We start from the raw sequence: 19,633 nt of genomic DNA on the forward strand, positions 1-19,633 counted from the left end.
GGCGCCACGGTATCCCTCATCTAGAACCTTTTTCTAGAGAGACGCTCTAGATCAGGATCACTCGCTCACGCAGTCGCCGGGCGGCAGGGCGTCGGGATCGGCGGCGTCCAGGGCGGTGGTCAGGGCGTTCAGGTGGGCGCGCAGGTCGCGGATCTCGCCCAGCGTGAGGCCGGTCGCCGCGGCGATCCTGCGGGGTACATCCAGCGCCTTCTCGCGGAGCGCTGTGCCCGCCGCCGTGGGGCGGGCGGTGACGGAGCGCTCGTCGTCCGCGCTGCGCCGTCGCTCGACGTAACCCGCCGACTCCAGGCGCTTGAGCAGCGGGGAGAGGGTCCCCGAGTCCAGCCGCAGATGTTCGCCGATCCGCTTGACCGGCAGCTCGCCGTGCTCCCAGAGCACCAGCATCACCAGGTACTGCGGGTAGGTGAGGCCGAGGTCCTTGAGCGCGGTGCGGTAGACGCCGTTGAAGGCGCGCGAGGCGGCGTGCAGCGAGAAGCAGATCTGGTGGTCGAGGCGGAGGAAGTCGTCGTCCCGCACGGTCGTCATCGCGTCCATGGGATCCAGAGTAACGCGGGCACCATTAAGTTGCACACAACTGAATTGTGTGCTGTACTCCTGGCTGTCGGTTCCCACGGACGAGAGGGATGGAACTCCATGGACGCGCTCTACACCGCCGTCGCCACCGCCAACGGCCGCGAAGGCCGCGCAGTCAGCTCCGACGGTCAGATCGACCTGCCGCTCGCCCACCCGCAGCCCCTGGGCGGCAACGGCGAGGGCACCAACCCCGAGCAGCTCTTCGCCGCCGGCTACGCCGCCTGCTTCGCCAGCGCGATGGGTCTCATAGGCCGCCAGGAGAAGATCGACGTCAAGGACGCCTCGGTGACCGCCGAGGTCAGCATCGGCAAGGACACCGACGGGGGCTTCGGGCTCTCCGTGGTCATGCGGGTCGAGCTGCCCGAGCACCTGCAGGGCGAGGCGGGCCGGGACCTCCTCGAGAAGACCCACGCCTTCTGCCCGTACTCCAAGGCCACCCGCGGCAACCTGCCGGTCGAGCTCGTCGTCGAGTAACCGCCCCCGGCCTTCCCGGCCCCCGGAGCCCGGCCCCCGCCTGTCCTGCCACCAGGGGCCGGGCTCCGGGCACGCCCGGACGCGCAGCGTACGGATTCCCGCTGGGCAGGGTGGTCCACGGAGCGGAACAATCGGAGGTGAGGCCTGCTCGGGTAGGAGGGACTCATGACCCCACCGAACGAGAACCTGGCAGCCGTGCCGGTCCTCCGCCACCGGCCCGACCCGTCCGACAGCGTGATCTGGGAGCCCAGCGAGCGCTGGGTACGCGGGACGAAGGGCGACGTCACGGTCGTCGACAGCCGCCGCCCGCTCCTGGTGTGGGAGCCCGGCCGCCCGGTGCCGCTGTACGCCTTCCCGCGGGAGGACGTCCGGACGGACCTGATGCGGGAGACCGAGAAGCCCGCGACCCGGCGCCACGCGGGAGCGACCGTCTTCTACGATCTCGAGGTCGCCGGCGAGACCATCCCGCGGGCGGCATGGACCTACCCCGGCGAGGAGCTGGCCGGGCACATCTCCTTCGAATGGTTCGGGCGGGAGGTCCTCGACCACTGGTACGAGGAGGAAGAGGAGATCTTCGTGCACCCGCGCGACCCGTACAAGCGGGTCGACGCGCTGCCCAGCACGCGGCACGTCCAGGTCGAGATCGAGGGCACGGTCGTCGCGGACACGCGTAAGCCGGTGCTCCTCTTCGAGACCCATCTGCCCATCCGCTACTACATCCCTCGCGAGGACGTCCGCCTCGACCTGTTCACCCCCACCGACCTGACGACCCGCTGCCCGTACAAGGGTGTGGCGACCGAGTACTGGTCGTGGGCGGGCGGCGGTGACGTACGGCCCGGTGTCGCCTGGAGCTACCCGGAGCCGCTCGCGGCCGCGAGCGCCATCAAGGACCGGGTGGCCTTCTACAACGAGGCCGTCGACATCATCGTCGACGGCGAACGCCTGGAGAGGCCGGTCACCGTCTTCAGCGCTCCCGCAGCGAGCCGCCCCGAACCGCCCGGCGAGTCGGCCCGGTAGGGCGAACCAGGCCAATGGGGATGCGCGGATGCCCGTGCACCTCGCGAGCCGGTTCTCCGGTGTGGACGAAGACCGCCTGTTCAGTTCTCGTCCTGCCCACGAGAGGCTCAAGCTTCGAGGGCGCGGCGTGTGCTGGGTCCGTAGACACCGAGAGGGTCGTCGTTGATGCCCTTCTCGCTTTGGAAGTCGTGGACCTTGCGCGTGACCTCTTCGTCGTAGATGCCGTCCGCAGGGCTCATCTCGAGCAGCTGCTGCAGTTTCACCACTTCGGAGCCCCGGTCGCCCTCCGAGAGGACCGGCATCTCTCCGAGACCTGACGAGCCGTCCTCGGCAATGCCGTCTGCTGAACTCCCGCCTGTCGCAGGGGGCGCCGGGTCCATGGAGGCCCCGTCGTCGCCGAGGCCGCTCGCGGGCGAATCCGCGTCCGGACTCCGGCGCGTGCCCTTCGCGTCCCCGCCTGTCCCGGATGCGAGGCTGCCCGCGGACGCCGACGAAGGTACGGCACCCGAGCGGTCCGCGGGCCTGGGCGAAGAGCCGGTTTCCGCTACGCCGGGAGTGGGTTCGGGTGATGCGGCGCGGTACGGGTTGCGCGGTCCGCTCTCGTCGTCGGACGTCCGGTCGTCGTTGAGCAGCCCGGTAGTGACCAGGACGGATCCTATGACGACGGAAGCGGCCACGGTGGCCATGATCGCGACCTTGCGCCGACCCGGGCGGCGGCGGGTGCCTTTGCGGGCCGGCTCCACGACCGGTTCCGCATCCGCATCCGAGTCCGACGCCGATGCCGTCTCCGGTTCGGATGCGGGATCCGGCGCCAGTTCCGGTTCTTCCGGTTCTTCGCCGGGCCGCGCCGGTGAGAGAGGCGGTGGCACCCTTCGTGACGCCTTCTCAGGCATCGTGCGTGGCCGGAATGGGTCGAAGGCCGCCGCTACCGCCGCATCCGCGGTCATCGGCGCGCACTCGCACAACGGCTCGCCGCCCCGACGGACGGTCGCCCCGCACGTGGAGCACTTCTCTTCCGCCACCGACGGTCCTCCTCACTCGATGGACAAGCGCAAAAAGGCCCTTGATCGGTCAGTGTGCCCGGGACCTTGCGCCGTCGTCCCGCCGGGAGCGACACAAATTATCGGAACGTACGCGCCAGTTACAAGCGTGCACGCACTTGTCCACGGGCCCGGCACAGCAGTTCCACGAAACGGGAGGAAAATGCCGATTTTCTGGCTGTCGGCGGCGGTATTCGCCGTGCCGGAATTCAACGAGCATGGCTCACCAATTCGGGGTGCGTTGGGGCTGGTTGAGGTGTGAATGCCGTCGGCGGGCGGCCCCGGGCGGAGCGGTGGTGAATTCCTCACGCCGTCCGGCAGTGCACCACGGCCGCCGCCCAGTCCGCGTGGTCGTGCGCGTTGCCGTCGCTGCCGTCGGTGACCCGCAGCCGAAGCACCTGGGCACCGGCCACGGCGGCCTCGACGGAGACGGCCGCGTCGTCGCCCGTGAGCACCTCGCTCGCGTAGACGCGCTTGCCGTCCGCGTAGACCTCGAAAGCGGCGCTGCCGTTCGGGCCCGTCTCGTCGTCCAGACCGACTTCGGCTGTGAACGTCGAGCAGTTGCCGCCCAGATAGACCTCCACTGCCGATTCGGCGTGCACGCCCAGGCCGTGCTCGTACGTCGTGCCGCCGATGGTGAGGGTCTTTCCGTCGCCCGGCGCGGACTCGCCATTGCTGGCGTCGCGTTCGACCGGACCCCAGCCGTTGTCCGCGGTGATGAAGTCCATCCCGGACACGGGCACGTCTCCGCGAGGCGGAGGCGGGGTGCCGTCGAGGACGGCCGCCGCCTCGCTGCCCACCCTCGCCCCGCCCGCGGAGGTCGCGGACACTTCGGCGACCACGGGCCGCCTGCCGTCCGGCGTCTTCTCGCCGCGCGTGATCACGGCGTGTACGGTCGCGGACTCGCCCGCTGCCAGGTCGCCGAGCGCGGAGGAGCCGGGGTCGGCGGTCCAGCCCGCGGCCGGAGCGAAAACCGCGGCGACATCCTTCAGAGGCCGGTCGCAGGGGTTGGTGACGGTCAGTTCCGCCGCCGTCGACTCGCCTGCCGCCAGGCTGGTGTCCTCGGCGGTCAGCGTCGCGCCGGGCGTGCAGACCACCGGGCCCCGCGGGGTCCCCGTACGCGCCTCGGCACCGGTCAGCGGGCGCAGCCGCAGGGTGTACGCGTACTCCTGGTCCGGCTGCACCTGATACTCCGGCAGCACGGAGTGGAACGTCTCGCTCACCCCGCTGACGGCGTGGTCGAGGTGCAGCGTGTTGCCTGCCGGGTTCTCACGGAGCGCGAACGGGTATGCGGCCCGGTCGATCCCGGAGTACGGGGTCACGCCCGCTGAGAAGTCTCCGGAGACCAGGAGTCCGCTCCTGCCGTCGGACAGGGACGCCCAGCGGACGTCCTCGTGGTTCCCGTAGTCCTGCGGCCGGGTGTAGCCGGAGAACTGCTCGTCCACGCCGGTGGAGTACACACCGACGGGAGCGCCGTCCTCGCGGTCGCTGTAGTTCTCCTGCGGCCCCCGCCCGTACCAGGTGAAGGTGGAGTAGCGGTCCGGAAGCCGCAGGGCGAGGCCGATGCGGGGAAGGTAGGGCACCTCACGGGCCCTGCCCTGTGCTTCGACGCGGTGGTCGATGCGCATCTCGCCGGTGCCGGTGACCGTGTACCGGAGAGTCTGCGTGAACGAGGAGTCCTCGACGCCGGGGGCGGCGGCTTTGCTGGGAACGGTGATGGCGACCGCCCCGCCCTGTTCGGCGACCGTGACCTTCCCCGGCTCGGTCCGCAGCCGGTCCAGGCCCGCCTCGCGCCAGGGCCCCTCCTCCGACCCGATCTCATTGCTGACCGGGGGCCGCCAGGCATCCAGTTCGGGTCCCTGGCCGAGCAGTTCGCGCCCGTCGGCCTTCATGGAGATCAGCTCGCCGCTCTCGCGGTCGAATGCGTAGGAGAAGCCCTCCCCGGTGACGATGATCCGGGTACCGGCCTCGGTGGTCCGGACCGCGCGGGGCGCCTGGGCCTTCAGCACCCCGGCGAGCTGTTTGCCGCCGATGCCGAACTGCTCGACCGCGACGGTGTGGCCGGCCTTCGCCCAGGCGGTGTCCTTCGCCTGCACTGCCTCCACGGTCAGTTGGCGGTCGGCGTCCTTGGGGTTGGCCGGGGGCTCCGGCAGCCGGACATCCGCCCGTTCGCCGGGGTCGAGGGCGAACGGCCGGGAGCCCTGGGCGAGGGTCCTGGCCCCTTCGGTGACTTTCCACCGCAGCCGCAGATCGCCGGTGGCGGTGAAGGAGCGCTCGTTGAGCAGGGTGATCTCTCCGGCACCGGAGCCCACGTCCGCATCCGCGTCCGTGATCCGTATGGGCGCGTGGACGGCGGCCATGGCGCGGGCCTCGGGCTGCACGGTGCGGTCGGCGGAGACCACGCCGTCCACGCCGCCGGTGCCCGACCCGTAGGAGTGGTACGCGCCCTCCTCGGTGAGCTGGTCGAAGTCCAGGGCCAGGACCGCCTCGGACGCGGGGTCTGTGGTGAGCTGCTGCGGTGTGAGCGCCTTGTGGTAGACGCGCACCTGGTCGATGGTGCCGTGGGCCATGCGGGTGGTGATGTTCTCCTGGCCGGTCTCCGGGTCCCGGCCGATGTTCACCGGTTGGGCCGAGTACGCGACCGTCCCCTTCCAACTGGACGCAGCAGCCTGCTCACCGTCGATGAAGAACCGCAGTGCCGCACCGTCGTAAGTGCCCGAGATCCGGTGCCACTGGCCGTACCAGTCGCCGGGGACTTCCGCTTCCGCGGAGTGCCAGGCGCCGTCGCCGTAGACGAAGAACTCCAGGGTGTCCTGGTCCTTCATCTTGAGCGCGTAGCTGTGGTTCCCCTTGGCGATCACGGTGAAGTCGCCGGTCCAGTCGTCCGGTTCGACCCAGGCGTCCACGGTGAGGGCGTCGGTGACCGCGTCGAGCTTCGGGTCGCGGTAGACCTCCACGAAGTCGTCGAGACCGGAGAGCGCGAGCGCCTTGCCGCTGCGCCCGGGCACGTGCTCCGGCTTCCCGGTGATGTACGAGAGGATGCCGTTCCCCGAGGAATCGGGCGTCGTGATCAGGGGCTGGGTGATGTTCTGCTCCGCCCAGTCCCAGATGTAGCCGCCCTGGACCTGGGGGTAGGCGCGGACGACGTCCCAGAACTCCCGGAAGTTGCCGAGCGAGTTGCCCATGGCGTGCGCGTACTCGCCCATGATGATGGGCTTGCCCGTGGACTTCGCCTTGTCCTCAAGGCCCTTGGGGGAGGGATAGCGCGGGCCCCACACGTCGGCGAACGGGGCGTCGCCGTCCGGGACGTTCGGCTGGTGGTAGACCGGGCGGGACGGATCGTGCTTCTCGAGGAAATCGGCCATCGCAAAGTGCGCCTTGCCGAGCCCCGCCTCGTTGCCCGTGTCCCACATCAGCACGCTGGGGTGGTTCTTGTCCCGCTCGTACATCGCCGTCAGGCGGTCCATGAACGCACGTTGCCACTCGGGGCGCTCGGCCAGGCAGTTGTCGGGGCAGCCATCGTGGTGGTGGGTCTCGATGTCCACCTCGTCATCGATCCACAGGCCTTGAGCATCGGCCAGTTCGTACAGGTGCGGATCCGACGGGTAGTGGGAGGTGCGTACCGAGTTGATGTTGAGCCGCTTCATCAGGGAGACATCGGACGCGGTGCGCCCACGGCTCGCGTAACGGCCGGTCTGGGGGTCGGTCTCGGAACGGTTGACGCCCTTGATGAGGATGCGCTTGCCGTTGACGAGCAGCCGTTTGTCCTTGATCTCGATCTCGCGGAAGCCGACCGGCTGGGCGGTGGTGTGCGTCACCCGGCCGTCGGTGCGGGAGAGTTGTACGACGAGCGTGTGGAGGTTGGGCGTCTCGTCGGTCCACTTGGCGGGATCGGCGACTTCGGCGCTGAGGGTGGCGGACGCGGTGCCGCTACTGGGGTCGACCTCGCCCGACATCGTTGTCACCTTGTGCCCGCGCTGATCATAGAGGGTTCCGGTGACCTTCCGCGAGGTCTCCGCCGCACCCCCGGCCGCGCCCCTGGCGCCCACTTCGACCTCGGCGGTCAGCCGCGCGTCGCGGTACGCCGCATCCAGGTCGGTCCTGATGGTGACGTCGCGCACAGCGGTCGCAGGGGTCGAATACAGCTCGACGGAGCGGAAGATGCCTGCGAACCGCCACTGGTCGTAGTCCTCGAGATGGGCTCCCGAGCTCCAGCGGTGGACCTGGACCGCGACGGTGTTCCTGCCCGTGTGCAGGTGCTCGCTGATGTCGAACTCGGCGGGCGTGTAGCCGCCTTGGTCGTAGCCCGCGTACGAGCCGTTGACCCAGAGCAGGTAGCCGCTGGTGACGCCTTCGAAGCGCAGGAAGGTCCGCCGCTCCTGCCAGCTGTCCGGCAGCTCGAAGGTACGGACATACGCGCCGGTGGGGTTGATGTCGTGCGGGACCTTCGGCGGATCGTCGGGATACATCTCGGTAGGTATGTTGCGGAACATGGGGTGGTCGAGGCCGTCCGTCTGCCAGGTGTGCGGCACGCGGACGCTCCGCCAGCCGCTCCCGCCCGTGTCGTACCCCTCCGAGGCGAAGCCCTCCGGAACCTCCTCGGGACGGTCCGACATATGGAGCTTCCACGTACCGTCGAGCGACGCGGTCCACGGGCTGTCCGGCCCGCCCTCGAGCGCGCTCGCGGTGTCGCTGTACGGCGTCAACTCGGCGTGCGCCGGCTCCTGTCCGATCCCGGTCGCCTCGGGGTCCTCCAGGAGCTTGTACACATCCGCGGGAGGGTGGGCGGGGCCGCCCGCCGCCGCGGAGGGGACGGGCGCTGCCAGCGCCCCGGCGAGGGCCAGTACGGCGAGCCCGCGGAAAGTCCTACGGAGTCGGGGCATCTGGTGGTCCACCCTTCTGCGGGCGCGAATCGCTCCAGAATCAACAGGACCGAACGGTAGCCAACAGGCCTTGCTGCGCCAAGATGTGTGGTGCGATGGCTTCACAGTTCCGGGTACTAGCGTTGACGGCTCGATCGCTCCGCCTGGCGGGGCCGGGCTTCGATACGTGAGGTGCCGCGATGGCGTCGACGACGCGCAGGTGCGTGGTGTGCGGGAGTCAGGTGGCCGCCGCCGCGGGCAGGCGGGGGAAGGGTGACAGGCCGACGGGAGGCCGCCCGGCCAAGTACTGCTCCAACGCGTGCCGGCAGCGTGCCTTCCGGGCCCGCACTGCCGTCGTATCGGCGCCGGTGGAGCCGTCGGAGGGGGAGTGGCAGGCGGAGCGCGCGGAGCCGGAGGAGCCTCGCACGGCGCCCTACGGGCCTCCGCCGGGAGGCGAGTTACCCGGAGCGCTGGATCGTTTCGTCGGACGCGCCGAGGAGCTGACCGGGCTGCGTACGCTGCTGCGGTCCTCGCGCCTGCTGACACTGATCGGACCGGGCGGATGCGGAAAGTCACGGCTGGCGCTGGAGCTGGTGGGCGGTTCGCGCAGCGGACGGAAGGGCGAGGCCCGGCTGGTGGAGCTCGACCTGCTGCGCGAGGGCGCCGGGCTCCCGCAGTACGTCGCCGCGGTACTCGGCGTCGCGGAACGAGACGGCGCCCCGGAGAGCGGCGTCACCGAGTCCCTCGTCCGCGCGTTGAGCGTTCCCGGGCTGCTGCTGGTGCTCGACAACTGCGAGCATCTGGCCGAAGAATGCGCGGAGTTGGCCGCGCTGCTGCTGCGCCGCTGCCCGGGCCTGCGCATCGTGGCGACGAGCCGGGAGGCGCTCCGTGTCCCCGGCGAGGTGGTCTTCCGGGTCGGCGAACTCACCCTGCCGGCGGCGGGCGGTGCACCCGGGGACGTCGCCGAGGCACTGCGCTCGGACGCGGTCCGGCTGTTCGTGGAGCGTGCTCGCGCCTGCGCCCCCGGCTTCGAACTCACGGCGGGCAGTGCGGATTCTGCGGCTACGGCGGCCACTGCGGCGACACCGGCTACCTCAGGCACGGCCTCCACGGCAGGCACAGCGGGCCATGTGGACCTGGTGGCAGAGATCTGCCGTCGGCTGGACGGACTGCCGCTGGCCATCGAGTTGGCGGCGCGCCGGGTCGCAGGCCTGCCGCTCGGCCAGATCCTGGCAGGGCTCGACGACCAGCTCGGCCTGCTCACGGACGGAAGCCGGGTCGGGCCCGCCCGGCACCGCGAACTCGCGGCCGCGATCGAGTGGAGCCACCGCCTGCTGGACCCCGCCGAGCAGGCCGTCTTCCGTCGCGTGTCGGTCCTGGTGGGCGGCTTCGACATCGCGGGGGCGCGCGCGGTCTGCGCCGCAGGCGACATCGAGCCGGATGCGGTGCTGCGGCTGCTGTGCGCTCTGGAGGCGAAGTCGCTGCTCGTCCGCGTGCCCGGCGACGGTGGCCGGTACGCAAGCCCGCCCGCGCCCCAGGACGGAAGCGCGTACGAAGGGCCGCACGCAAGCGCGTACGGGAGTCCGTACGGGAGCCCGTACGCAGGCGCGGAGGGAGAGCGCGCGCGGTTCCGGCAGCTGAGCCCGATCCGCGCGTACGGGCTGCGCCGACTCGAAGCGTCCGGTGAGCTCTACGAGGTCCGGAAGCGGGCCCTGGACTGGCTGGCGGACCTGACCCGCCCCTCCACGGACATGGCGTCCGTCGGTGTCGTGCCCCCGGAACTGCTCGCCGAGCAGGAGAACCTCGCCGCTGCGGTGGCCTGCACCGCGGTCGACGCAGCCGTCGAAGCCGACGTGTCCGACGCGTCCGACGCGTCTGGCGGGTCCCGCGGGTCCGACGTGGCCGACGCGTCCGGTGGGTCCGACGTGGCCGACAGCGGTGACCGGCACCTGCGGCTGGTGGTGGCCATGGCCCGGGTCCGCCGTGAGCAGGACCAGTTGACGGCCTGTCGGGAGCTGCTGACCACCGCCCTCGCGCGCGTGCCCCGGTCGCGCCACCGCGCCGACGCGCTCGCGTTGGCCGTCCGCGTCGCCTGCCAGCAGGCGGACTGCGCCGAAGGGCTGCGGCTGGCCGAGGAAGCGGTGCGCGTCGCGCGCGGGAACGACGACCCCGCGGCTCTCGCCGACGCGCTGGACGCCCGCGCGGTGGCGCTGGTCTGCGAGCGCGAGTTCGGCGCCGCGGTCGCGGTGTACCGGGAGTGCCTGAAGATCACCCGTACGCTCGGCCGCCCCCTTGCCACCGCCGTGTGCCTGCACCGGCTCGCCTGGGGGCTGCACCATGTGGGTGCCGTCGCCGAAGCACAGGAGCTGATGGCCGAGTGCCTGCCGGTCCTCCGCGAACTGGGCACGCCACAGCACCGGAACGCGGCAGGCCACACCGCCGGTGCGCTCCACCTCGCCGCGGGCGAACTGGCCGCTGCCGAGGAGGCGTTCGCCGAGGTGCTGCGGCAGGCGCCGCCGGACAGCTTCCACGCCATGTACCCGGTGGAGGGCCTGGCGATCGTGGCGGCGGAGCGCGGTGAACTCCGGCGCGCGCTGCGGCTCTTCGCGGCCGCCGCCGCGGTGCGCGAGCGGATCGGCATGCGGCCCGAGGCGGAGTGGCGGCGATGGGTCGGTGCCACGGTGGAGCGGGCCCGACGCGGACTCGACGCGTCGGCCGCCGGTACGGCGGAGGCCGACGGGCAGCTGCTCCGCGGGCGGCGTCTGATCGCGTACGCCCTGCGTGAGCTGCGGCCGGAGAACGGCCGCCAGGATGGCGAGGCGGGCGCCTGCCCGCTGACGGAGCGGGAGTTGCAGGTCGCCGAGCTGGTGGCGGAAGGGCTCACCAACCGGCGGATCGGCGCGCGGCTGAGCCTCTCGCCCCGTACGGTCGCGACGCACCTCGACCACATCCGCGACAAGCTGGGACTGCGGTCGCGGACGAAGATCGCGCTGTGGGTCGCCGCACGCGCGCGTACGGCGGGGAGCGCGGCTGGAAGCGCTGTGGGTACGACCGGAAGCGCGGCTGGGGGTCCGGCCAGGAGCGCGGCACCGCCGTCGGGGCGCCGGCCGTCCGCAGCGGACGGCGAGGTTCCGTAACGCCGGGGGAAGTCCTCGGTCATCCGGTCGATGCGCCCGTACGTCATCTGCCGCAGGCTCGTTGCCCGGCACGGGCGGCCATCCCCCCGTGTCCTGCACCGAGACCGGCCCGACGGTCCCGTCCCCCACTCGGGACCGATCGGGTGACACCTCCTGCGAGGCAAGGAGCCCCCCATGCCCCCCATGCGGCACGATCACCATGACCCGGATCCGCGCGACCTGGATCCGCGCGACCCGGATCAGCACGATCCCGGGCACGGGGACTCCGGCCCCGGCCAGGACTCTCGGTCCCGCCGGAACTTCATCCGTGTCGGCTCGCTCGGCGTGACCTCGGTCGCCGTCGCGGCCACAGGTATCTCGTCAACGGGCCTGTCCGCCGCGGCGGATGCGGCAGAGGCGGCGGACGCGGCACCGATGGCAGCGGCCGCTCCGCGGACGGCCGGCGCACCGCTCGCCTTGACCCCTGCCTGCTCCGGACAGGAAACCCCGGAGATCATGGAGGGACCGCTCTTCAAACCCCAGTCCCCTCAGCGGACGAACTTCATCACCCCCGCCATCAGCGGCGTTGAACTGCAGCTGAGCGGCGTCGTTTACGACACCGCGTGCACTCCGCTCGCCGACTGCCAGATCGAGTTCTGGCAGTGCGACCAGAACGGCGACTACGACACGGCGGGTTTCTCGCTGCGCGGCCACCAGTTCACCTCCGCACGCGGCAAATACCGCCTGGACACCATCATTCCGCGGGACTACTGGGGACGTTGGGGCCGGCGCACGCCCCACATCCACACCCAGGTCCAGGTTTCGGGCGGCCCGCTGCTCGTCACGCAGCTGTACTTCCCGGACGACACGCAGGCCTACGGCCGGGACTTCGCGGCCCTCAACGCCGGGGACGGAAGCTTCAACCGCGCCTGCGTGATCGCGCTCACGGCCAAGGAAGGCGGCGGCTACACCGGCACCTTCGACTTCGTCATCAAGACCACGGCCTGACGCCATGCCTGACGACGACAGCACCAGGCTCAAGGGCGCAGACGTACAAGGGGATACCCACATGACACAGAGCACACCCGGCGATGGCGCGATGACGCGGCGGACGCGGCACCGGCGGGCGGCGCTCGCTTCCGCCGTCGCGGCCGCGGCGCTGGTCGCCGCCGGGCTGATCGGCTTCCAGGCCTGGGGCGAAGAGCAGGTCGCGGCGGGCTCGGCATCGGCCGTGACGGACAAGGACCGGCGGGCGGACGACTGGCAGCGGACGCCGGTCCCGGTCGAGAAGGGCGACCTCACCGCGGTGGCGGCGCTCGACGAGCGGCAGGCCTGGGCCGTCGGCTACCGCCTCAAGAGCGACACGGAAGTCGAAGCCCTGGCCCTGCGGTGGGACGGCGAGTCCTGGACCCAGGAATCCACCCTCCCCAACGGGAACTTCCCGCAGGCCCTCGCCGTACGGTCCGCCGAGGACATCTGGGTGGCCGGCACCGGCTCGTCCCACTGGGACGGCGAGAAGTGGACCGACCGTGCGCTGGCGAGGGACCCGGCCGGCCGCGTCATGTCCGACGCGATCACGGTCAGTGGCGACGACGGCGTCTGGACGGCCGGCCGCGCGGTTCCCGGATCCATCAAGGACAGCGTGCCCGCCATCCAGTCCTGGGACGGCGACAGCTGGCAGCGGCAGGACCTGCCGGATGTCGGCAAGGGCGAGCTGAGCGGCATCGTGGCCCTGGCGGAGGACGACGTCTGGGCCGTCGGCGCGGCGTACGCCGCCGACGCGGATTCCCCGCAGACCCCGCTCGTACTCCACTGGGACGGGACCTCCTGGAAGAAGTCCGACGCGCCGGGAGCGGACGGGAAGACGACGTGGCTCGGCGGGGTCACCGCCCTGGCCCCCGACGACATCTGGGCGGTCGGCGGCAGCGCGAGTGCGGACTCCGACCGGCCCTACGCCCTGCACTGGGACGGCAAGACCTGGAAGTCCGCGCCGACTCCGGATGTGGCGGACGGCCGGCTTCGCACCGTCGGGCGCGCCGGTGACGGCTCGCTGTGGGCGACCGGCGGCAAGGGCGCGGTGTCCGTCGCCCTGCGGTGGAACAGTGAAGAAAAGCGCTGGGACGAAGCCGCCGCCCCGGAAGTCGTCGTCAGGAGTACGACGACGGTCCCGGGCAGCAACGCCCTCTGGACGGCCGGGATCGCGCGGCGCGGGGACCTGGTGCCCGAGATCGTCCGCTTCACGGGCTGACGACGGGACGGCGTCCTCCCCGGGCCCCGTCCACGGGATGCCGCCCGATACGCGGAGCCGGGGGCGGCCGGTCAGCCGGCCGCCCCCGCGGTCAGACCCCCTGGCATGCGGTGATGCTGCGCGAAATTGTTGATTATGCCCCCTATCAATGCTTGACCAGTCGTATCCTCCCAGGCTGCGGGTACCCGGCTCGTGGTTCCATGGGCACGAGAACCACGGAAGGGGGGAGACGGCATGGCGGCACCACCACAGGCCCGATGGAGCGCGCTCCTGGAGATGCTCACGCGCGACGGGCGGATCGAAGTCGAGGCCGCCGCGGCCGAGTTGAGTGTTTCCGCTGCCACCATCCGGCGCGATCTCGACGAGCTCGCCCGCCAGCAGATGGTCACCCGTACGCACGGCGGCGCCGTGATCAACGCGATCGCGTACGACCTTCCCCTGCGTTACAAGGCCGCGCGGCACGCCCCGGAGAAGGAGCGGATCGCCGACTACGTTCGGGATCGTCGGCAGGCCCAGGCAGAACGACGCCACGTACGAGCAGTACGCCAAGCCGATGTGGAACTCCTGGGCGCAGTTCTACGCCAAGGTCGACCAGGAGAAGCTGCTCGACTACGCCACCGACCTCCACGAAAACGGTCTCGACGATGGGCTTCTACTTCGGCATCTGGGTCACCCTCTGGGTCGACCTCGACTCCGGCAACTACCGGTACGCGGTCGACCACGACTACCTGCTGAAGGACGCCGCGGACAGCACCAAGCCGTGCGAGGTGGACCTGGTGGAACGGCACCGCCGGGATCATCGACCTGGCGAACCCGGACGCCAGAGCCTGGTACCAGCGCAACCTCGAGACCCTGATGGACACCTATGACATCGACGGGCTGAAATTCGACACCCGCATGATCGCCGAGTGAGGCACGCGCGCGGCGAACCGGCGAATCTGTCCCTTCGGGCATGCGTCTGGATAACGTGCCGCCATGGCAGCACGGACACCCGCTCCGGTGGTCATCGAGGGCTGGCACATCCGCCTCGAGCCCCTCGCCTTCCACCACGTTCCGGACCTCTTCGCGGCAGGCGGCGGGGACGACGAGGTGTGGCGCTGGCTGCCCGTGGTCTCACCGGGCTCCGAGTACGAGATGCGCATGATCGTGGAGCAGCGGCTGGCGCAGCAGGCCGCGGGCGACGCGATCCTCTTCGCGGCCGTCGACCGTCCGACGTACCGGGCGGTGGGCTGGATCGCGTACCTGGACATCTCCGTCGCCGACGAGCGCCTGGACATCGGATGGCACTGGCTGGGGCGCTCCCTCTGGAACACCCCGGCCCTCGCCGAAATGCACCTCCTGCTGCTGCACAACGCCTTCGACACGCTGCGTTTCGGCCGCGTGCAGTGGCAGATCGATCATGATGACGTGCGCTCGCGAGACGCCGTGATCGGGATCGGGGCGCGCAGTGAGGGGACGCTGCGCCGGCACGCCAGGCGGCCGGACGGCACATGGCGGGACACGCTGGTCTACGCGCTGCTGGCATCGGAGTGGCCCGCGGTGAAGGGGCGGGGGATCGCCTGACGCGGGTTGCGGCGGCCTCGGACAGCCGGGGTCCTGCCTGCTGACCTCGGTGCTCCGGTCCGGCTTGTTGTTCACCGCCGTTTGAGGGGTTCGACGCCGACGATTCGGCGCACGCGCAGGGGCTCGATCACCACGGTCACCCGCTGCTCCTCGGGCAGCAGCCACTCATACGGCGTGCCCAGGTGCTTGCGCGCGAGCCGGTCCATGTCGTGCTCCGCCCGCGGGCCCTGAACGAAGCGGGTGACGCGGCCGTGGATCTGGATGCGGTCGAAGGGGTCGGCGTGGTGGGAGAGACACACGCGCGGGTCGTGGCGGAGATTCCGTAATTTGACCCTGCCCACCGAGGTGTTGAACCAGGGGTGGTCCCCGTCCACATCGACCCACATGGGACTCACGTGCGGTGCCCCGTCGGGGCATGTGGTCGCCACGGACCAGACGACCGCCGCCGCCAGCCGCTCTCGTATGTCGTCGCCGAGCTCCTGCACTCCTGGCACCCCTCACGCTCGTTCCCTGGCCGTCACCGGCCGCCCGCACCATCCTGCCCCGGCTCCCTGCCCCGAATTCCCCTTCGGGGGTGCTCGCCGGGTCGGCTCTGGTGGGTGACGTGGAGGGGATCCGGTACCCAGCCCCAGGAGCCGCGATCGTGCACGGAACGGCGTCGGTCCTCATGCCGTGGCGATCCGAACTGCCCAAGCGGCGCCTGTCCCGGCAGACTCTCGTGGCTCTCAGTGCGGACGATGGCTGGCGGTTCACCGCACTGCACAACGGCCGCGTCCGGCCGGTCGGCATCCCGGCGCCGGACTTGGTGCCGTCCCGCATGTCGCAGGGGATGAGCCGGGTTGCCCGGCGGCTGGGCATCGGCGGGGTGTCTGCGGGTTCGCAGGGGACCGCGGGGGCGTGACTTGGGGGCAAGGGGAGGTGGGATGGGGTGGGGGTTGTCATGTGACGAGATGTCATCTGTGTGGCTGGGTGTGCGGACAAGGCGGGTGCGTGCGGGCATCCGTGGCGTCAATCGCCCCGGCCCGCCCGTCTCGCCCCGGGCTTGTGCGGGGCGGCCGCGGTGCAGCGTAGGCATCAGTCGGCGGGGTTGCGCCCGGCCGTCGGGCCGTCGGTCCGTCCGGCCGCTGGGCCGTCTGGCTGCTGGGTGATCGTGGCCCGCCCGATCCCGGTTGTTGCTGGTGGGTTTTGAAGTAGTTGGGGTTGCTGCCGTGGTGAGGATGGCGCTTGGGGCGTTCGTGGCGCGGGTGCTGACCGTGGTGCCCCCGGGGGGCGACCCGCGCGGGCGTCGGCTGGTCGCCTCTTGGCCGGCTGTGGGGGGCGATTTGTTGGTCGTCTGCTGGACATGTCGTGGGTCGAGTTTAGGCTGAATGCATGGCGTATCGGCTTTTTTCAGGGTATGCGGGGGGTGGGGCGTCGGCGGTTCCGCATGGTCCGGTGTTCGTGGATTCCTCGGGCCGTCGTGCGCGGCTGGTGCGTCGTGCCGGGTACGGGTTGGCGGGGCTGGCGGCGGCGTATCTGGCTGCTGTGGGTCTGAGTCTGGTGGGTGCAACGCCTTTCGCGCCGGGGGCGATTGTGCCGCTGCCGGGTGTGTTCGCTCCGCCCGCCGAGCCGGGAGCCGATGGCCCTGGTTTCCCCGGTGCCGGCGGCGGTGATGTTCCGGCTCCTTTGTTCCCTCCGGTTGTGCAGGGTCCTGGGGGCGCAATTCTGGTGGTGCCCGGCGGCCCTGGGCCGTTGGGCGGTTTCCTGCCTGGTGCCGGGACGGTCGCCGCCCCGGGGAGCCCGCTTGTTCCGGGGCTCGTTACTCCGCCTGGCGTGCCTGGTGCAGTTGTGCCGTTTGCGCCTGGGGGGTTGGCGGTGCCGGGCGTACCAGCGCCTGTCCTGAGTCCTGGGCCGCAGGAGCCGGCGTCCCCGGGGCAGGCGCCGGCCCCGGGTGACTCGCCACCCGCTCCTGCTCCGGCGCCGGATGGCGGGCAGACGCCTGCCGTCCCACCTCCTCCTGCGCCTGCGCCGGCCCCCGCCCCGCCGCCTGCCGCGCCTGCGCCTGAGCCGCCGCCTGCCCCGCCCGCTCCGCCGCCTGCGCCTGAGTCCCCGCCGGCCCCTGCGCCGCTGGTGCCGCCTGCTCCAGCCCCGGCTCCGGAGGTCCCGCCGACCTCGGACTCGGGTACGGTGCCGCCCACCACCCCGCCGGCGGTCGAGGCCCCCTGATGCACCAGGGGCGTCACCGGTCCCCCCACCGCCCAGCGCCCTCCCGTGCCGTGCGCGTACCTGGACCGGGGCGATCCCGGCGGGGGCGTCGTTTCCGGGTCGTCGTTCCGCTCGTCCTGCTGGCGTTTCTGGTGTCGGTTCTGCTGGTTCAGGGGCTGACGACCCGGGGTTTCGCGGGTGATCAGCAGCCACGCGCCGCGGGGCCGGCCGCTTCTGTGCCGCGGCATATCGCCGGTGGCGGTCCGGTTGTGGACACCACCCGGGGGCAGGTGCGCAGTTACCGAACTCCGGCGAGGACGGTGGTCCTTACCTTCGATGACGGTCCCGATGCCACGTGGACGCCTAGGGTGCGGGCGGTGCTGGATCGTTACCGTGTTCCCGGGACGTTCTTTGTGACGGGTCAGCAGGCGGCCCGTCATCCGGGTCTGGTGCGGGATCTGGTCCGCTCGGGCCACGAGATCGGCGTGCACACCTTTTCCCATCCGGACCTGACGGCGGTGTCGGCGGGTGAGACGGACCGGGAACTGGCCCTGACCCAGCTTGCCCTGGCCGGTGCGGCCGGTATCAACAGCTCCGTGTTGCGGATGCCGTATTCCTCCACGCCCGGCGCGCTGGATGACCGGTCATGGTCTGTGGCCCGGCGCCTGGGGGAGAGGGGCTATCTTCTGGCGTTCATCGATCGTGATACCCGGGACTGGGAGCGGCCGGGTGCCGGGCGGATCGTGGATGCCGCGCTGCCGCAGGCCCCGGGGCAGGGGGCCGTTCTGTTGCTGCACGACGCGGGGGGTGACAGGTCGCAGACCGTGAAGGCCCTGGACACCTTGATCCCCCAGCTCAAGGCGCAGGGCTACCGGTTCACCACCGTCGACGACATCGTCGGCGCGGGCGCCCTCACCCACCCCGTCGAGGGGGCTCGGCTGTGGCAGGGAAAGATCTTCGTGGCCGCCGTGGGCGTCTCGGCGACGGCCGTCTCGGTCGTCACCACACTGCTCCTGGTGGTCGGCTCGCTGATTCTGGGACGGTGCCTGCTGCTGCTCGTCCTGGCCCACCACCACGCCCACCGCCACCGCCGCCGCGGGCCGCCGGGCCCCGGCGACAACCGGCCCGTCACCGAACCCGTGAGTGTGGTGATCCCGGCCTTCAACGAGGAGTTGTGCATCGCCACGACCCTGCGTTCCCTGTCCGCCGGCCGTCACCCTGTCGAGATCATCGTCGTGGATGACGGTTCCACCGATGCCACCGCCGGTATCGCCGCTTCCTTGGGTATCGCTGGGCTGACCGTCATCCGGCAGCCCAACGGGGGCAAGCCGTCGGCTCTGAACACCGGTATCCGGGCCGCGTCCTGTGATCTGGTCGTGCTGATGGACGCCGATACCGTCTTCGACCCCTGGACGGTCCATCATCTCATCCAGCCGTTCGCCGATCCCCGGGTCGGCGCGGTGGCCGGCAATGCGAAGGTCGGCAACCGGGGGCGGCTGCTGGGGCGGTGGCAGCACATCGAGTACGTCATGGGTTTCAATCTCGACCGCCGGATGTATGACCTGCTGTACTGCCTGCCGACCATCCCGGGCGCCGTGGGGGCTTTCCGCGCCGCGGCTCTGCGCAGCTGCGGGATGATGAGTGCGGACACCCTCGCGGAGGACACCGACGTCACCATGGCTCTGCACCGGGCGGGTTGGGAGGTCGGCTACGCCCCGGACGCCCGGGCCTGGACCGAGGCTCCGGGTTCGTTGCGGGAGCTGTGGCGCCAGCGTTACCGGTGGAGCTACGGGACCATCCAGGCCGCGTGGAAACACCGCCGGGCTCTGATCGAGCCCGGCCATGCGGGCCATTTCGGCCGGGTGGGTCTGCCGCTGCTGGCGGTCTTCCAGATCATTACTCCGCTCCTGGCCCCGCTGATCGACATCCTGACTCTCTATGGCCTGGTGTTCCGCCATCCCCTGGGCACGATGGCCGCGTGGACGGCCGTGCTGGTGGTGCAGTTGCTCTGCGCCGGTTACGCCTTCCGCCTCGACGGCGAGAGGCTCCGGCCGCTGTGGGCACTTCCCCTCCAGCAGGTGGTCTACCGCCAGTTGATGTATCTGGTCCTTATTCAGGCCTGTCTCACTGCGGTTAAGGGTTACCGGTTGCCCTGGCAGCGGCTCAGGCGCACGGGAGAGGTCATGCTGCCTCCTCAGCCTTCCAGTCCCGAGCGGTGAACCTTCCCCCTCTCCGGGGCTGGATGGCCTCTCGCGTGAACGCTGTCCGTGGTCTGTGTCCGGCATTGCCTCATCCTTCACTGCTCCTGCTTCCCCCCTTTATGCCGATGTCCGGCATCCCCAGGAGCCGGTGCCGGTGTTCCCGGCAGGCAGCCCCTGGCAGGGGCGTTGGGCGGGAGCTGTTCGCCGGGCTGTGCAGGGGCCGGCGTGTTCGTGCGTGGGTCTGTGCCCGCGCGTTGTCGTGCGTGTGGTCTTGCGTCTGCCCCGGTTCCTGTCGCGCCGCTCGCTGCTCCGTAGGGGTTGTCAGGGGATGGGTGAA

Annotated in this window: 13 protein-coding genes and 1 pseudogene; 10 read left to right on the forward strand and 4 right to left on the reverse strand. The window is 71.0% G+C overall.

Going from position 1 to position 19,633, the window contains the following annotated elements:
- Positions 1 to 57 precede the first annotated feature (57 nt).
- Entirely contained in the window at positions 58 to 552 is a 495-nt protein-coding gene (locus ACTWQC_RS22750) for a MarR family winged helix-turn-helix transcriptional regulator (RefSeq protein WP_443317636.1), read from the reverse strand.
- Positions 553 to 651: 99 nt separating this feature from the next.
- Here ACTWQC_RS22750 and ACTWQC_RS22755 point away from each other — a divergent pair, with 99 nt between their 5' ends.
- Together ACTWQC_RS22755 and ACTWQC_RS22760 are read left to right on the forward strand one after the other, a co-directional pair.
- A complete protein-coding gene (locus tag ACTWQC_RS22755) occupies positions 652 to 1,065 on the forward strand; it encodes an organic hydroperoxide resistance protein (RefSeq protein WP_443317637.1) in 414 nt (137 codons plus the stop codon).
- 165 nt (positions 1,066 to 1,230) lie between these two features.
- Positions 1,231 to 2,082, forward strand: a complete 852-nt coding sequence (locus ACTWQC_RS22760) for a DUF427 domain-containing protein (RefSeq protein ID WP_443317638.1) — start codon at positions 1,231 to 1,233, stop codon at positions 2,080 to 2,082.
- Between the two features lie 107 nt (positions 2,083 to 2,189).
- Here ACTWQC_RS22760 and ACTWQC_RS22765 read toward each other — a convergent pair whose 3' ends face one another.
- Both ACTWQC_RS22765 and ACTWQC_RS22770 read right to left on the reverse strand, forming a co-directional pair.
- A complete protein-coding gene (locus tag ACTWQC_RS22765; protein WP_443317639.1) occupies positions 2,190 to 2,825 on the reverse strand; it encodes a peptidoglycan-binding domain-containing protein in 636 nt (211 codons plus the stop codon).
- Between the two features lie 602 nt (positions 2,826 to 3,427).
- Positions 3,428 to 8,005, reverse strand: a complete 4,578-nt coding sequence (locus tag ACTWQC_RS22770) for a glycoside hydrolase family 2 TIM barrel-domain containing protein (RefSeq protein ID WP_443317640.1) — start codon at positions 8,003 to 8,005, stop codon at positions 3,428 to 3,430.
- A 179-nt stretch (positions 8,006 to 8,184) separates the two neighbouring features.
- On the opposite strand from ACTWQC_RS22770, the gene ACTWQC_RS22775 reads away from it, so the two are divergent.
- From ACTWQC_RS22775 to ACTWQC_RS22800, 6 genes and pseudogenes are all read left to right on the forward strand, one after another.
- Positions 8,185 to 11,121, forward strand: a complete 2,937-nt coding sequence (locus ACTWQC_RS22775; RefSeq protein ID WP_443317641.1) for an ATP-binding protein — start codon at positions 8,185 to 8,187, stop codon at positions 11,119 to 11,121.
- Positions 11,122 to 11,295: 174 nt separating this feature from the next.
- Positions 11,296 to 12,108, forward strand: a complete 813-nt coding sequence (locus tag ACTWQC_RS22780) for a dioxygenase family protein (RefSeq protein ID WP_443317642.1) — start codon at positions 11,296 to 11,298, stop codon at positions 12,106 to 12,108.
- A gap of 61 nt (positions 12,109 to 12,169) precedes the next feature.
- Positions 12,170 to 13,348: a hypothetical protein gene (locus tag ACTWQC_RS22785; RefSeq protein ID WP_443317643.1), complete on the forward strand. Its 1,179-nt coding sequence runs from the start codon at positions 12,170 to 12,172 to the stop codon at positions 13,346 to 13,348.
- Between the two features lie 234 nt (positions 13,349 to 13,582).
- Positions 13,583 to 13,834: pseudogene (locus ACTWQC_RS22790) on the forward strand (DeoR family transcriptional regulator); the annotation flags it as partial.
- A 318-nt stretch (positions 13,835 to 14,152) separates the two neighbouring features.
- Positions 14,153 to 14,260 (forward strand): hypothetical protein, encoded by a 108-nt coding sequence (locus tag ACTWQC_RS22795; RefSeq protein ID WP_443317693.1) that lies wholly within the window; start codon positions 14,153 to 14,155, stop codon positions 14,258 to 14,260.
- 63 nt (positions 14,261 to 14,323) lie between these two features.
- Positions 14,324 to 14,911 carry a GNAT family N-acetyltransferase gene (locus tag ACTWQC_RS22800; protein ID WP_443317644.1) on the forward strand — a complete coding sequence of 196 codons (588 nt, stop codon included), beginning with the start codon at positions 14,324 to 14,326 and terminating at the stop codon, positions 14,909 to 14,911.
- A gap of 71 nt (positions 14,912 to 14,982) precedes the next feature.
- Here ACTWQC_RS22800 and ACTWQC_RS22805 read toward each other — a convergent pair whose 3' ends face one another.
- Positions 14,983 to 15,405 carry a TIGR03618 family F420-dependent PPOX class oxidoreductase gene (locus ACTWQC_RS22805; RefSeq protein ID WP_443317645.1) on the reverse strand — a complete coding sequence of 141 codons (423 nt, stop codon included), beginning with the start codon at positions 15,403 to 15,405 and terminating at the stop codon, positions 14,983 to 14,985.
- A 149-nt stretch (positions 15,406 to 15,554) separates the two neighbouring features.
- On the opposite strand from ACTWQC_RS22805, the gene ACTWQC_RS22810 reads away from it, so the two are divergent.
- Positions 15,555 to 15,812 (forward strand): hypothetical protein, encoded by a 258-nt coding sequence (locus tag ACTWQC_RS22810; RefSeq protein ID WP_443317646.1) that lies wholly within the window; start codon positions 15,555 to 15,557, stop codon positions 15,810 to 15,812.
- A 1,303-nt stretch (positions 15,813 to 17,115) separates the two neighbouring features.
- Positions 17,116 to 19,314 (forward strand): bifunctional polysaccharide deacetylase/glycosyltransferase family 2 protein, encoded by a 2,199-nt coding sequence (locus tag ACTWQC_RS22815; RefSeq protein ID WP_443317647.1) that lies wholly within the window; start codon positions 17,116 to 17,118, stop codon positions 19,312 to 19,314.
- Positions 19,315 to 19,633: the final 319 nt, after the last annotated feature.

The sequence above is a fragment of the Streptomyces sp. 8N616 genome, from assembly GCF_052246385.1.
Classification (GTDB): Bacteria; Actinomycetota; Actinomycetes; order Streptomycetales; family Streptomycetaceae; genus Streptomyces.

Coding starts and splice junctions, on each gene's coding strand:
- ACTWQC_RS22750 (WP_443317636.1), bottom strand. CDS start 552: ATGGACGCGATGACGACCGTGCGGGACGACGACTTCCTCCGCCTCGAC.
- ACTWQC_RS22755 (WP_443317637.1), top strand. CDS start 652: ATGGACGCGCTCTACACCGCCGTCGCCACCGCCAACGGCCGCGAAGGC.
- ACTWQC_RS22760 (WP_443317638.1), top strand. CDS start 1,231: ATGACCCCACCGAACGAGAACCTGGCAGCCGTGCCGGTCCTCCGCCAC.
- ACTWQC_RS22770 (WP_443317640.1), bottom strand. CDS start 8,005: ATGCCCCGACTCCGTAGGACTTTCCGCGGGCTCGCCGTACTGGCCCTC.
- ACTWQC_RS22775 (WP_443317641.1), top strand. CDS start 8,185: ATGGCGTCGACGACGCGCAGGTGCGTGGTGTGCGGGAGTCAGGTGGCC.
- ACTWQC_RS22780 (WP_443317642.1), top strand. CDS start 11,296: ATGCCCCCCATGCGGCACGATCACCATGACCCGGATCCGCGCGACCTG.
- ACTWQC_RS22785 (WP_443317643.1), top strand. CDS start 12,170: ATGACACAGAGCACACCCGGCGATGGCGCGATGACGCGGCGGACGCGG.
- ACTWQC_RS22800 (WP_443317644.1), top strand. CDS start 14,324: ATGGCAGCACGGACACCCGCTCCGGTGGTCATCGAGGGCTGGCACATC.
- ACTWQC_RS22815 (WP_443317647.1), top strand. CDS start 17,116: ATGCACCAGGGGCGTCACCGGTCCCCCCACCGCCCAGCGCCCTCCCGT.